We start from the raw sequence: 13,645 nt of genomic DNA on the forward strand, positions 1-13,645 counted from the left end.
TGCACGCTTCAAGTCCAGACTTGCCCCCGCTGTTTGAAGACTTTGACACAGATCAGTATCCCCGCGAGGGAGTCCACGTGAAGTGCGCCGCCAAGGCAGAGAGGAGACCCGAGAACATGACGATACCGATATCCAAAACCGCTCTCCCTGCCACCTTCAACGACTTCCTCGGCAACAGCACCGCCATTGAGCACCTCCGCACCGCCATCGCCGCAGGCCGCCTTCCCCACTCCCTCATCCTCGCCGGCCCCAGCGGAGCAGGAAAGTACACCCTCGCCCTCATGCTCAGCATGGCCGTCGAGTGCGAACGCCAGCCGCGCGAGCTACGCTCCTACAGCGAAGCTCTCGGGTCCAACGGCCAGTCCCTCGCCAGCTTCTGCGGCGTCTGCCACAACTGCACCCGCATCGCCTCCGCCGCCAACCTCGAAGACGAGGTCGAGAAGGCTGTAGCCGCCCGTGAAGAGCTCAAGACCGAAGCCGACAGGAAGGACACCCGCGTCCTCGTCCAGCCGCACCCCGACGTCCTCATCGTTCCACCCGACCCCCCGCAGCTCCTCATCAAACTCGGACAGATCCGCACCGTCATCCAGCGCTCCCACTACCTCCCCAACGAGGCCCCGCGCAAGATCTTTATCCTCACCGCAGCGAACATGATGAAGGAGGCCGCCAACTCCCTACTCAAAGTCCTTGAGGAACCACCCGCGACGGTCCACATCATCATCCTCGCCGAAAACCCCGGCGAACTCCTCCCCACCATTCGCTCCCGCTGTGCCACCGTCCGCCTGGGCGCACTGCCCGTCGAAGAGATCGAGATGCTCCTCACCGACCGCCGTCCAGACATACCGCCCAAGCAGCGCACCCTCATCGCGCGCCTCGCCCAGGGAGCCGCCGGCAAGGCCCTCAGCTTCGACCTCGAAGCCTACACCGCCTCTCGCGCCGACGCGCTTCTCTTCCTGCGCAACGCCGCCGCAGCCAACTCCGGCTCCGCTGAACCCGACCATACCGCCCTCTTCAAGATGACCGAGACCTACCGCGCTGGAGCCGAAGGCCAGCAGAAAACATCAGCTCTCCTCCGCAGCCTCTCCCTGCTTCTTGAAGACCTGCTCCTCCTCGGGGCAGGCACACCCGAACTGGTTCGCAACACCGACCTACGCCCAGAGCTCGATCGCCTCAGCAGCACCCTGAGCTTCGCCTGGATCGAATCCGCCTCTCGCGCCCTTGACCAGGTGCAGAGCGGGATGCGCCGCAACCTCCTCCGCAGCCTCTCGCTCGACGCCCTCGCCGGGCAGCTCACGACCTCGGCGCAATAGAAAATAGATCCATCCCAGGCAGTTTTTTCTATTTGTGGTGGCTAGGCGTTTTTGCTGGGGGTTTTGAGAAAAAGTGGGTGCAGAACGTGGTTTTTTGCTGGTGAGGGTGTGGTGAATTGCGTGGTAAACGTGGTGCGCTGACCGTCACTTTTTCTAGGCCTAAAAATACGCCACGTCTTTCAACTTTATTTTCAGTTCTTTGATTACCGCCTGCGGTCACTTTTTGCGGGCGGCTTTTTGCAGGCGATCCCGCAACGCGAGACCAACTCCATTCGCATCGGGCAATGGGCAGAGGATCACGGTGGCCCCTGCTTCGTCCAGCATGCGCAGTCCGGCGAAGAGTCTCCGTGCCAGAACTTCGTTGTTGCCCCACGGCCCCCACGGAAAGACATACTTCGCGGAGTGAGCATCCCAATCATCCGGCAGCATCACTCCGAGCAGATCCCCGAGCAGATCCGAAGTGCGCTCATAGCGTTCGATCGCCGGGTTGAGAGCGTAGATCAAATCGGAGTCGGAGACCACATCCACTAATACCAGCTTCGCCCGCGGAGCATAGTGCCGCAGCCCGACGCCCGGCGAAGGGAGGCTCTCAGGAGGCTCCGCAATCCCCGACAGCTCCACCGCCTCAGACTGGAAGATAGTGACTTCGCCCGCAACCGAGGCGATCATCTCCGCAGTCACCGCTCCCGGCCGATAGATCGTCATCGCTTCCACATCCAGCACCGTGGACTCGACTCCCACCGAGGTCGCACCTCCATCCAACACGGCGTCGATCCTCCCGTCCAGATCCTCCAACACATGGGCCGCAGTGGTGGGACTCGTTCTTCCGAACAGGTTCGCGCTTGGCGCTGCCACCGGCACAGACGCGCTGCGGATCAACTCCAGCGCCACCGGATGCGCAGGCATCCTGACCCCCACCAGCTCGCGTCCCGCCGTGACAGCATCCGGCACCGCTGAGGTCCGCGGCAGCAGAAGCGTCAACGGCCCCGGCCAGAAGGCCTCCATCAACGCCTCCGCTTTCGCTGAGACGACGGCAACCCGCTGCAACATCTCGCGATCGCTCACATGGACGATCACCGGGTCCCACGCAGGCCGCTTCTTCGCCGCAAATATCTTCGCAACTGCGGCAGCGTCAAGAGCATTCGCGCCCAGTCCGTACACGGTCTCGGTCGGAAACGCCACCGTCCCACCCGCGCGCAGCATCTCGGCGGCCTGCGAAACTCCATCTTCCGCAGCGAACCGTACCGTTTTTCCACTGAACATATCGCCATTCTATCGTCGCGAATCTACCTGCCAGCCGTATACTCCATCCATGCAGAACTCTGAGATCGAACTCAAGTTCCCCGTCCCCGATCCAGAAGCTCTCCAGGCCCGCCTCGCGCAGTTAGGCTTCCACCTCGTCACTCCCCGCACCTTCGAGCACAACACCCTCTACGACACCCCCAGCCGCGACCTCCGCGCCCGCAAACAAATCCTCCGCCTGCGGCAGTACGGCAGCCTCTCGACCCTCACTCACAAGCGCCTCCCGGACCAAGAGGACCCCGTCGACACCACCCGCTATAAGATCCGTGTCGAGACCGAGACCACCATCGCCGAACCCGAGGCCATGGCCGAGATCTTCAAGCAGCTGGGCTACCTCCCTGCCTTTGTCTACGAGAAGTACCGCACCGAGTGGTCGCACTCCGCAGACCCCGGCTCCGAAGTCACCGCGCACCTCGTCGCCCATCTTGTCCTTGACGAGACCCCCATCGGCACCTACGCCGAGCTCGAAGGCCCCACCGCCTGGATCGACCAGACCCTCGCCGCACTCAACATCGACCTAGCAACCTGCCTCACCGACAGCTACGGCAAGCTCTTTCTCGACTGGAAGCAGCGCACCGCCAGCCCCGCCGAAAATCTCACCTTCGCCGAAGTAACCTCCCCCGTCCTCTCTCTCCGCTAAAGCAATTTCCCTGTAGGTGTGGGGTGAGTCAATGGATTGATGGCCGTCTTCTCTCAAGGAAGACGGCACTGCGGTAGATCCTCCGTTCCCAGCAACAGGGAAATTGCGCTAAAGCCTCCCGCCCTTCCGCCGATACAACCTCTGTACCCGGAGGTTTTCCTTGGCAATCCCACTTCGCTCTTCGCGCCCCCTTCTTCTTGCCGGAAGCGTCGCCCTCTGCGTTGGCACTGCCTTCGCAGGCAACGTTCATCGCGCAATCGTCTCCCGCACGAGCCCCTCCTACCCCGAACTGGCGAAACGTATGCACGTAGGCGGCAAGGTTGTTCTTCTCGTCACCATTCAGGCAGACGGAACAGTATCGGCCACCAAAGTAGAGTCCGGCCACGCGCTTCTCGCTCCCGCCGCCCAGGACGCGGTCACCCACTGGCGCTTCGCCCCGAACTCCGAAGCCTCCGAGTCGGAGATCGAAGTCAACTTCAACCTCGACCAGTAGCCCAAAGCATCACCAGGCCAACGCAGCATCAGCACAAACAGCATCGCGACAGAGCCACCGTCAGGAGCCATCCGGCGGTGTCTCTTAAACCCTGGAATCAATCACCTCTCAACTCTGCTCCGAGGTCCACATGCAACTGCAGTCGAAGATGTTCCTGATGACTGGCGCCATCGTCGCCACTACCGTTTTCAGCGCATGTATCGCCCACCGGTACATCGGAGAGGCCAACGCTCTCTCGAACATGGTCACGGAGAATCGCATCCCCGTCATCATGTCCAGTCGCGACATCCGCTCCCACTTCACCGACACCGTTCGCCTGCTGGAGTCCTACATGCTCTTCGGCATCGACGCGAACGCTTCGGCTACCTATCGCAACGCCCGGCGCCAGGAGTTCGAGCAGGCCGAGGCTTCGCTGGCCCTGCTCCACCAGCAGACCTCGCACTTCGACCTGGGCTCCGATGCCCCGCGGCTCATCGCCCTCGACAACGACCTCGCAGCGCTCAAGGTCCTCGAAGAGAAGGTCGAAAGCCTTAATGAATCGAAGACCCCGCAGGGCTCGGCCGCCGCCTACGACACCCTGCAGAACCAGATTCTCCCTCTCGAAAACACCCTCTTCTCCAACATTAGCGAGATCACGCAGTCCCAGACCCGGCTCGCCAACGAAGAGCAGGCGCACCTCCGTGAGGCCAACCACTTCACTCTCATCGTCCTCTGGTTCGGCACCATCATCGCCTCCCTCATCGGAATCACGGTATCGATCTATCTGGCTCGCAAGATCACCTACGCCCTAAATCTGGTCATGCACCGCGCCGACGCCATCGCCTCCGGCGATCTCAGCGGCCAGCCTCTGGTGCTGGACACCAGCGACCAGACCGGAGCCCTCGCTAACGCCGTTCAGAAGATGCAGTCCAACCTCGCCGGCATCATCGGCACGCTGGCTCAAACCGTCTCCACCATCACCGGCAGCGCCGCGACTATGGGCACCGCCAGCGATCAGATTCATCGCCGCATGGACCAGCAGAGTCAGCAGACCCAGCAGGCCGCCACCGCCATGCAGGAGATGTCGGCCTCCATCGCCGAGGTCTCCCGCCACACCCAGTCCGCCGCCGAGACCGCCCGCAGCGCCGCCGAGACCGCCCGCGAAGGCGGCACTATCGTCAAGCAGGTTCTCGGCAGCATGCACTCTATCGCCACCGCTGTCAGCGACACCTCCGCCACCGTCGGCCTGCTTGGCGACGACTCACGCCGCATCTCGCAGATCGTCACCGTCATTGACGAGATCGCCCGCAAGACCAACCTGCTCGCCCTCAACGCCGCCATCGAGGCCGCCCGCGCAGGCGATCAGGGCCGCGGATTCGCTGTAGTCGCCGGAGAGGTTCGCCGCCTCGCCGAATCTACCGCACAGGCCACCGGCGAGATCGCCAGCATGATTCAAGGCATTCAGGACCGCACCCTCACCGCCATCGCCAGCATGGAGAGCGGCACCGGAACTGTGCAGCAGGGCGTCATCACCACCAATCAGGCTGGTGAAGCTCTCGAACGCATCATCGGCATGGCGGAACGTGTCGACCGCATGATCGCCCAGATCGCCATCGCCGCCTCCCAGCAGACCGCCGCGGCCGACCAGTCCAGCGCCAGCCTGCACTCGATCCACTCTCTCAGCCACGAAAATCTCACCGAGATGGCCACTACTGCAGCCGGAATCGAATCGCTCCGCTCCACAGCAGTCACACTCGAGCAACAGGTTGAGCGCTTCAGCCTCAGCTCGGCACCCGACTCAAGGCTGATTCGCGTCGCAAAGACCTCTGAGCGTCATGCCACCTTCCAGCACGCATAACCGAACCATCGCTCGCCAAAACAAAGAGGCCCGCTTTGCGCGGGCCTCTTTGTTTGAACAACCATCGTTTAGAAGATCTGGAAGTTAACCTCAACGTTCAGTTCCACCAGAACAGGCTTCCCATTTTCCATGGCCGGCTTGAACTTATACTGCCTCACAGCTTCCATTGCCTTCTCATCCAGACCCATGCCAACGCCGCGAATCACATGGACGTGGCTGGGATTTCCATTGGTATCGACCCACAGGTTGACTAGAACATTTCCGGCAACCTTCGCCTTCCGAGCTTCCTCAGAAAACTCCGGTTCCACCGAAAAGATCAGCACCGGAGCCGAGACGCCGCCGCCAATACGCCTTGGTCCGCCACCGGTATTGCCGCCCGACCCAGGTCCAAGCCCCGATCCGTTGCCCGATCCGAGACCGGTACCCGTCCCGCCGCCACCCGAATATGGGCCAATGATCGGCGAGTTAGGAACTCCGACCTGCGGCAGGTTGCTCGCCATCTTCACATCCTGCTGCACTTCAATCGTCGGCTCAATCTTGATCTTAGGCTCAACGAGCGGGGGCTTGTTCGGCGGCACAATCTGCGTATCCGCAAACTTCGGCGGGGATCCCTTGACTACTGGAGTTGGCCCTTTTTGACCACCGCCTCCACCCATCGCCTGAGCCCGAGGCGGCGCCTGCGGTGGAATCGAAAGATCCGTCACCTGAATAGTCCTCACGGGAGCCGCAAACTGAACCTTCTTCGCCAGCAAAAACGCGATCAGCAGAATAATCAATCCATAGATCACGACGGCGGATGTCGTCGCAATAGGATTCTGCTTCGTCTTCATCCGGTCGACAACCGCTATCGGCTTCGACTCCAGCACCAGTGGCGGCAGCTTCACTGGGAAGAACACATCCCGGATGCTGTTCCACAGGGAAGAAAAGACTCCCTCTTCTTCAATCACCATATCGCTCTCAGCCGGCCGGGATTCCAGCTGTAGCGGAGCTTCGTCGGATCGGCTGAACGCATCCCGCAGGTTCGCGAAGAACGAGGTCCACATGGATCCATCGGTCTCTTCGTTCAACTTTGGAGCATCTGCCGGTCGCAGGGTCGGAGCCTGTCTCTCTGGATCTATCTGCGGTGGAGGTGTCAATAAACTATTTGCCATAAGCTGCTTCGCCTCGGTGCAGTAAGCCGCAGCCCCCGCACACCACTTCCAAAAAATCTCACCGCCTCGAAAACCTGCTGCTCTTCTTACGCGCCAAATGCCAGGTCGGTTCTCTTTCCGGCTCTGGCCAACATCACCTGGTCATTAACATTCTACAAACATTCACCAACCGGCGCTTGTACTCATAGGCGCTTATACCCTTGGACGCACGCCGACAGGGGAATGTCTCCTAAGGAGTATCGACTGCCATCCTATGTACCATCCCTCCTCCCCGTCTACAATAGAGGTTTGCCACAAACCGCAACTTTGTTATCAGCAACCAAGAGGATCGAATGTCGGAAGCAACCCAGGCAAAACCCGAGCTCAAAGCGCTGAAGTCGACGCTGAATCTGCCGCAGACGGCCTTCCCGATGAAGGCCAATCTGCCCCAGAACGAGCCAGCGCGCCTCCAAGCGTGGCAGCACAGCGACTTATACGCCCAGATTCGCACCGCCCGGACCGGCCAGCCGAAGTACATCCTCCACGACGGCCCTCCCTACGCCAACGGAGCTATCCACCTCGGTCACGCGCTCAACAAGTGCATCAAGGACTTCGTCGTCAAGACCAAGACCATGGCCGGGTTCGACGCCCCTTATGTGCCCGGCTGGGACTGCCACGGCCTGCCTATAGAAATTAAGGTGGACGAGCAGCTAGGCCGCAAAAAACTCGAGATGGACCCCATCGCCGTGCGCCGCGCCTGCCGCGAGTACGCGCAAAAGTATGTCGACCTCCAGCGCAGCCAGTTCGAGCGCATCGGCGTCTTCGGCCGCTGGAACGACCCCTACCTCACCATGAGCTTCGGCTACGAGGCCAGCATCGTCGAGACCTTCTACGACTTCTTCGAGAAGAAGTTCGTCTACAAAGGCCTGAAGCCCGTCTACTGGTGCATCCACGACCGCACCGCACTGGCCGAAGCCGAGGTCGAGTACGACCAACACACCTCGCCCAGCGTGTACGTACGCTACGCCCTCACCAGCGATCCCGCTGTCGTCGCCCCGTCCCTCGCTGCGATAAAAGACCTCTACACCATCATCTGGACCACCACGCCGTGGACGCTGCCGGCATCGCAGGCCGTAGCTTTCAACCCGCTGCTCGAATACGTTGCACTCGCCTGCGAAGGGGGCACCTACATCGTCGCGCAGGCGCTCCTGTCCTCGGTCATCGCTCACTGCCGTCTGATGAGCGCAAAGAAACCCACCGAGCCCGCGTCGCAGGCGGACATCGTCGCCGTCTTCACCGGCAATCATCTGGAGCACGCCACCTTCCAGCACCCATTCCTCGATCGCAGCATCCTCGGTGTTACTGCTGACTACGTCACCGCCGAACAAGGCACCGGAGCTGTTCACACCTCGCCCGCTCACGGCGTCGACGACTTCTACACTGGCCAGCGCTACAAACTCCCTGAGATCCAGTACGTCGACAACGCCGGCCGCCAACGCCACACCGGCACCAACGGCGGAGGCGGAGTTGCCCAACCCTACGAAGACCTCACTGTCTTCAAGTCCAACGCGTCCATCATTGAGCTCCTCAAAGAAAAAGGCGCACTCCTCAGCGACACTACCTTCGAGCACTCCTATCCCCATTGCTGGCGCTGCCACAACCCCGTCATCGTTCGCGCCACCGAGCAGTGGTTCATCGGCATGGAAACTCCGATGGTCACCGACGAAGGCACCATCACCACCTTCCGCCAGCGTGCCCTCGACGAGATCAAGCAAGTCGTCTGGGATCCCGCCTGGGGCGAAGAGCGAATCTCCAACATGATCGCCACCCGGCCCGACTGGTGCATCTCCCGCCAACGAATCTGGGGCGTTCCCATCGCCGTCTTCCTCTGCGAAAAGTGCGGCGAGCCGCTCAACGAACCCGCCGTCAACAAAAGCATCGTCGATCTCTTCAAAAAAGAGGGAGCCGACGCCTGGTATGCCCACGATGTCGCTAGTCTCCTGCCAGCCGGAACCGCCTGTGCAAAGTGCGGACACAAAGAGTTCCGCAAAGAGATGGACATCCTCGATGTCTGGTTCGAATCCGGCTCCAGCTGGCACGCCGTCCTCGACCTCGAACCCGAGCTCCACTCCCCCGCCGACCTCTACACCGAAGGCGGCGACCAGCACCGCGGCTGGTTCCACTCTTCCCTGCTCACCTCTGTTGCCGTGCGCAACCACGCACCCTACAAGATGGTCGCGACCTCCGGCTGGACCCTCGATGAACAAGGCCGCGCCTTTTCAAAGAGCCTGGGAAATGGAGTGGACCCTGTCGACATCGCCAAGCGTCTCGGCGCGGAGGTGATCCGTCTCTGGGTAGCCTCCGTCGACTTCCGCGAGGACGTAGCCGCGAGCGAAAACCTCATGCAGCGCGTCAGCGACAACTACCGCAAGCTGCGTAACACTCTGCGCTTCCTCCTCGGCAACCTCCACGACTTCAACCCTTCCACGGATGCCATCCATGACTTTGCGAAGCTGGAACATTTAGACCAGTACATCCTCGCCCGCACCGCCGAGCTCGACGCCAAGATCCGCGCCGCTTACGACAGCTTCGAGTTCCACCGCGCCTATCACGCTCTCAACGAGTATGTGAACACCGACCTCAGCGCACTCTACCTCGACGTCCTCAAAGACCGTCTCTACACCTTCGCGCCGAACCATCCTGGCCGCCGCAGCGCACAGACTGCTCTCTGGCGCATCGCTGAAACTCTCACCCGCCTCATCGCCCCCATCCTCAGCTTCACCGCCGACGAAGTCTGGGGGCTCCTACCCAAGATGGAAGATCGCGAATCAAGCGTCCACCTGGCGCTCTTCCCCACCATGTCCGAGATCGTCCCTGTCACCACCCGCAAACTCGAGGAAGACTTCGGCCACCTCCTCACACTGCGCGACGAGGTCCTCAAGGTTCTCGAAGAGGAACGCACCGCGAAGACCATCAGTAATAAATCCTCCGAGACCCAGATCGTCCTCGGCTGGCTCAACAGCGTCGCCGAGCAGCCCAACCCCGTCTTCGAGCACTACGAAGCCATCCTCCCCGAGCTCTTCGGCGTGGCCCAGGTAAAAATCTCAAACGCCATCATCACCGAAGGCAACGTAGAAAAGGGAGCCTTCTATGTTCAGGCCAAACCCGCCGCAGGCTCGAAGTGCGAACGCTGCTGGCGCTTCACCGAAGACGTAGGCCAAGAAGCCAACTACCCAACCGTCTGTCTTCGCTGCGCCGACGCTCTCGAAGCCATCCACTTCCCACCCTACGACGCACCACCCAGCAATACCACGGAGCCGCAAGCCTGATGTCCTCAATGTCATCACCGAACAAGACGACCTACGAAGCCGCAATGCCCGCCATTGCGACCGAACCGCGCGACCGACGCGGTGTTGCGCTCGCGATCGCCGTAGCAGTCGTCCTCCTCGACCGCATTACCAAGCGCATCGTCGTGCAGCAACTCCCCAACGGCCAAGCCCACACCGTCATCCCCGGCATCTTCCGCATCACCGACGTCCACAACACCGGCGCCGCCTTCAGCATGTTCGCCGAATCCGCCTCGCCTACCACCGTGCGCAACATCCTCATCGCCTTCTCCGTCATCGCGGTCGTCGTCCTGCTCGGAATGCTCTGGCGAGCAGGGCGCGTCCTCTCGGTCAGCTCAGTAGCCCTCGCGCTCATCCTTGGAGGAGCCTTCGGAAATCTCTACGACCGCGTCCGCTACAGCTACGTCGTCGATTTTCTGGAAGTCCACATCGGCAGCTACCACTGGCCCGACTTCAACGTCGCCGACAGCTGCATCGTCATCGGAGCCTGCCTCCTCTTAATCGAAATCTTCCGCCCACAACCAACAGACTCCTAAGCCCTGTTTCCTAAGCTCCACTTCCTTTCCTCTATGAATGACCAGATCACAATCCGCGGCGCCCGCACCCACAATCTCAAGGGCATCGACGTCGACATCCCGCACAACGCCCTCACCGTAGTCTCCGGCGTCAGCGGCTCCGGCAAATCCTCGCTGGCTTTCGACACCGTCTACGCTGAAGGCCAGCGCCGCTACGTCGAATCGCTCTCCGCCTACGCCCGACAGTTCCTCGAGCGCATCGAAAAGCCTGACGTCGACTTCATGGACGGCCTCGCCCCCGCGATCGCCATCAAGCAAAAAAATCAGACTCGCAACCCCCGCTCCACCGTAGCCACAGCGACCGAGATCTACGACTACCTCCGCCTCCTCTACGCCCGCTGCGGCACCGTCACCTGCCTGCACTGCGGCGGCATCGTCAAGCACGACACCGTAGACGAGATCATCACCACACTCTTCGCCCTGCCTGAAGGCACACGCACCTACGTCCTCTTTCCCATCCTCCGCGCCGAGCTCAAACTCGAGCCTATGCAGATCGCGACCGCGGAGCCCGGAACTGAAGCCCCAACACCAAAGAAGGCCGCCGCAAAGAAATCTTCGAAAGCCGCAAAGTCTTCCACCGAGGCTCTCACTCTCACCGACGCACTCAAAGATCGGCTCACTGAACTGCGACGCCGCGGCTACAATCGCCTCTACCAGTCAGGAAAAATCGTAGAGTTCTCCACTCCCGAATCCCTCCTCGAACTCGACTTCACCCAGCCCATCTTCGCCCTCATCGACCGCCTCGCCATCAGCCCCGAGAGCCGCGCCAGAGTTGTCGATGCCATCGAGACCGGCTACCGCGAATCCGGCGAGGTCCAGTTCCACTTGCTTCCCCGCCACGACAACGAGAACGGTACGAAGTACCGTTTCTCCGCAGCCTTCGAGTGCACCACCTGCCACCGCGCCTATCGCGAACCCGAACCGCGCCTCTTCTCCTTCAATAATCCCTACGGCGCATGCCCCCGCTGCCAGGGCTTCGGCAACACCATCGACTTCGATCCAAATCTGATCATCCCCGACAAGTCGAAGACCCTCGACGAAGGCGCCATCGCCCCCTGGACCACCACCAAATACCGCCCCCACCACGGCGAGATGAAGCGCGCTGCCAAGGCTGCAGGCATCCCCACCGACGTCCCCTGGTACGATCTCACACCCGCCCAACAAGCTTTTATCGAAGACGGCAACGGCACCTTCCCCGGAATCCGCGGCTTCTTCGCCGCGCTCGAACGCAAAAAATACAAGCTCCACGTCCGAGTCTTCCTCTCGAAGTACCGCGGCTACGCCCTCTGCCCCGACTGCCGCGGCCAGCGTCTCCGCGCCGAAGCCCGCGCCGTCCTTATCAACAACCAAAATATCTGCGAGACCTCCGCCCTCACGATCACAGGCGCCCAGGAGTTCTTCGATAATTTGCAACTCACGCAGGCACAATTAGAGGTCGCCGGAAAGATCCTCGAAGAGGTCCGCCAGCGCATCCACTTCCTCCACCAGGTCGGCCTCGACTATCTCACCCTCGACCGCCTCAGTTCCACGCTCTCCGGTGGCGAAGCCCAGCGCATCCAACTCGCCACCTCGCTGGGTTCGCGCTTAGTCGGCGCCCTCTACGTCCTCGACGAGCCCAGCATCGGCCTCCACACCCGGGACACCGCCAAGCTTATCAGCATCATGAAAGACCTCCGCGACCTCGGCAACACCATCCTCGTCGTCGAGCATGACCCCGACGTCATCCGCGCCGCCGACCACCTCCTCGACCTCGGTCCCGGAGCCGGCGAGCTAGGCGGTCATCTACTCGCCGAAGGTACAGTCGCTGAAGTCATCGCAAACCCAAACTCCATCACGGGCAAATATCTATCCGGCCGCGCCACCATCCCCATCCCAAAGCACCGCCGCGAGCCCGGCCGCGAGCACCTCAAGCTCACCGGAGCCCGCATCCACAACCTCCGTGGGGTCGACATCGACATCCCCCTCGGCCTGCTCTGCTGCGTCACCGGCGTCAGCGGCTCCGGAAAATCCACCATCGTCCACCAGGTCCTCTATCGTGCCCTTATGCAGTCGCTCGGCCAGACCGAAGGCGCAGATCCAGCCCACCTCTATCGCGAGCTCTCCGGCACCCAGCACCTCAACGATGTCATCCTCGTCGACCAGTCGCCAATCGGCCGCACTCCGCGATCCAATCCAGTTACCTATATCAAAGCCTTCGACGATATCCGCGCCCTCTTCGCCGCCCAACCGGACGCCAAGCGCAAAGGCTTCGGACCCGGCCACTTCTCCTTTAATGTCCCCGGCGGGCGCTGCGACGTCTGCGAAGGCGACGGCACCGTCACAGTCGAGATGCAGTTCCTCGCCGACATCGAACTCCCCTGCGAAGAGTGCAACGGAACACGTTACAAATCCACCATCCTCGACATCCGCTACAAGGGCAAGAACATCCACGACGTTCTCAATATGACCGTCAAGGAAGCCCTCGTCTACTTCGCAGGCCACCCCAAGATCGTCGACAAGCTCTACGTCCTCGACGAGGTCGGCCTCGGCTACGTCCGTCTCGGCCAATCCGCCACCACGCTCTCCGGCGGCGAAGCCCAGCGTGTCAAACTCGCCTCCCACCTCGCCACCGCTCGCTCCATCACCAACCGCAGCGCCAACGACACAGCCGCCAAGGTCCGCAGCCGCACCCTCTACATCCTCGACGAGCCCACTACTGGCCTCCACTTCGACGACGTCGCCAAGCTCCTCGCAGCTTTCCGCAAGCTCATCGAAGGCGGCGGCTCCCTCCTCGTCATCGAGCACAATCTCGACGTCATCAAATCCGCCGACTGGGTCATCGACATGGGCCCCGAGGGCGGCAGCGGCGGCGGCCAGATCGTAGCCACCGGCACACCCGAAGAGATCGCCGTCAACCCCGCATCCCACACCGGCCATTGGCTGGCCCCCGTCCTCAACCTAGCCACCCCGAAGGCCGAACCAGAACTCCAGGTCACCGCATGAAACGTTTGTCATTCTGAACGAAGCGAAGA

General features: G+C 61.6%; 9 protein-coding genes. 7 read left to right on the top strand and 2 right to left on the bottom strand.

Annotated elements, in window-relative coordinates; genetic code table 11:
- Positions 1-116 precede the first annotated feature (116 nt).
- Positions 117-1,310 carry a DNA polymerase III subunit gene (locus HDF08_RS08715; protein ID WP_179638076.1) on the top strand — a complete coding sequence of 398 codons (1,194 nt, stop codon included), beginning with the start codon at positions 117-119 and terminating at the stop codon, positions 1,308-1,310.
- A gap of 216 nt (positions 1,311-1,526) precedes the next feature.
- Here the strand turns inward: HDF08_RS08715 and HDF08_RS08720 are convergent, their stop codons facing one another.
- On the bottom strand, positions 1,527-2,573 hold the full coding sequence (locus tag HDF08_RS08720) for an L-threonylcarbamoyladenylate synthase (RefSeq protein ID WP_179638077.1): 1,047 nt from the start codon (positions 2,571-2,573) through the stop codon (positions 1,527-1,529).
- 49 nt (positions 2,574-2,622) lie between these two features.
- On the opposite strand from HDF08_RS08720, the gene HDF08_RS08725 reads away from it, so the two are divergent.
- From HDF08_RS08725 to HDF08_RS08735, 3 genes are all read left to right on the top strand, one after another.
- Positions 2,623-3,252 (top strand): class IV adenylate cyclase, encoded by a 630-nt coding sequence (locus HDF08_RS08725; RefSeq protein WP_179638078.1) that lies wholly within the window; start codon positions 2,623-2,625, stop codon positions 3,250-3,252.
- Between the two features lie 160 nt (positions 3,253-3,412).
- Positions 3,413-3,745 (top strand): energy transducer TonB, encoded by a 333-nt coding sequence (locus HDF08_RS08730; protein ID WP_179638079.1) that lies wholly within the window; start codon positions 3,413-3,415, stop codon positions 3,743-3,745.
- A gap of 130 nt (positions 3,746-3,875) precedes the next feature.
- A complete protein-coding gene (locus HDF08_RS08735; protein ID WP_179638080.1) occupies positions 3,876-5,582 on the top strand; it encodes a methyl-accepting chemotaxis protein in 1,707 nt (568 codons plus the stop codon).
- A gap of 68 nt (positions 5,583-5,650) precedes the next feature.
- On the opposite strand, the gene HDF08_RS08740 is transcribed toward HDF08_RS08735, so the two are convergent.
- Complete coding sequence (locus tag HDF08_RS08740; RefSeq protein WP_179638081.1) at positions 5,651-6,733, bottom strand: energy transducer TonB; 1,083 nt, start codon at positions 6,731-6,733, stop codon at positions 5,651-5,653.
- Between the two features lie 332 nt (positions 6,734-7,065).
- On the opposite strand from HDF08_RS08740, the gene ileS reads away from it, so the two are divergent.
- From ileS to uvrA, 3 genes are read left to right on the top strand one after another with little or no spacing between them, the layout of a single operon-like run.
- Positions 7,066-10,041, top strand: a complete 2,976-nt coding sequence (gene ileS, locus HDF08_RS08745; protein ID WP_179638082.1) for an isoleucine--tRNA ligase — start codon at positions 7,066-7,068, stop codon at positions 10,039-10,041.
- Positions 10,041-10,595 (top strand): signal peptidase II, encoded by a 555-nt coding sequence (lspA, locus tag HDF08_RS08750; protein WP_306459672.1) that lies wholly within the window; start codon positions 10,041-10,043, stop codon positions 10,593-10,595. The genes ileS and lspA overlap by 1 nt, the downstream gene beginning before the upstream one ends.
- Before the next feature lie 33 nt (positions 10,596-10,628).
- Positions 10,629-13,616, top strand: a complete 2,988-nt coding sequence (uvrA, locus tag HDF08_RS08755; RefSeq protein ID WP_179638083.1) for an excinuclease ABC subunit UvrA — start codon at positions 10,629-10,631, stop codon at positions 13,614-13,616.
- Positions 13,617-13,645 lie beyond the last annotated feature (29 nt).

Origin of the sequence: Tunturiibacter empetritectus (assembly GCF_013410875.1) — a bacterium.
Taxonomy (GTDB): Bacteria; Acidobacteriota; Terriglobia; order Terriglobales; family Acidobacteriaceae; genus Edaphobacter; species Edaphobacter empetritectus.

Coding starts and splice junctions, on each gene's coding strand:
- HDF08_RS08715 (WP_179638076.1), top strand. CDS start 117: ATGACGATACCGATATCCAAAACCGCTCTCCCTGCCACCTTCAACGAC.
- HDF08_RS08720 (WP_179638077.1), bottom strand. CDS start 2,573: ATGTTCAGTGGAAAAACGGTACGGTTCGCTGCGGAAGATGGAGTTTCG.
- ileS (WP_179638082.1), top strand. CDS start 7,066: ATGTCGGAAGCAACCCAGGCAAAACCCGAGCTCAAAGCGCTGAAGTCG.
- HDF08_RS08740 (WP_179638081.1), bottom strand. CDS start 6,733: ATGGCAAATAGTTTATTGACACCTCCACCGCAGATAGATCCAGAGAGA.
- HDF08_RS08725 (WP_179638078.1), top strand. CDS start 2,623: ATGCAGAACTCTGAGATCGAACTCAAGTTCCCCGTCCCCGATCCAGAA.
- HDF08_RS08735 (WP_179638080.1), top strand. CDS start 3,876: ATGCAACTGCAGTCGAAGATGTTCCTGATGACTGGCGCCATCGTCGCC.
- lspA (WP_306459672.1), top strand. CDS start 10,041: ATGTCCTCAATGTCATCACCGAACAAGACGACCTACGAAGCCGCAATG.
- uvrA (WP_179638083.1), top strand. CDS start 10,629: ATGAATGACCAGATCACAATCCGCGGCGCCCGCACCCACAATCTCAAG.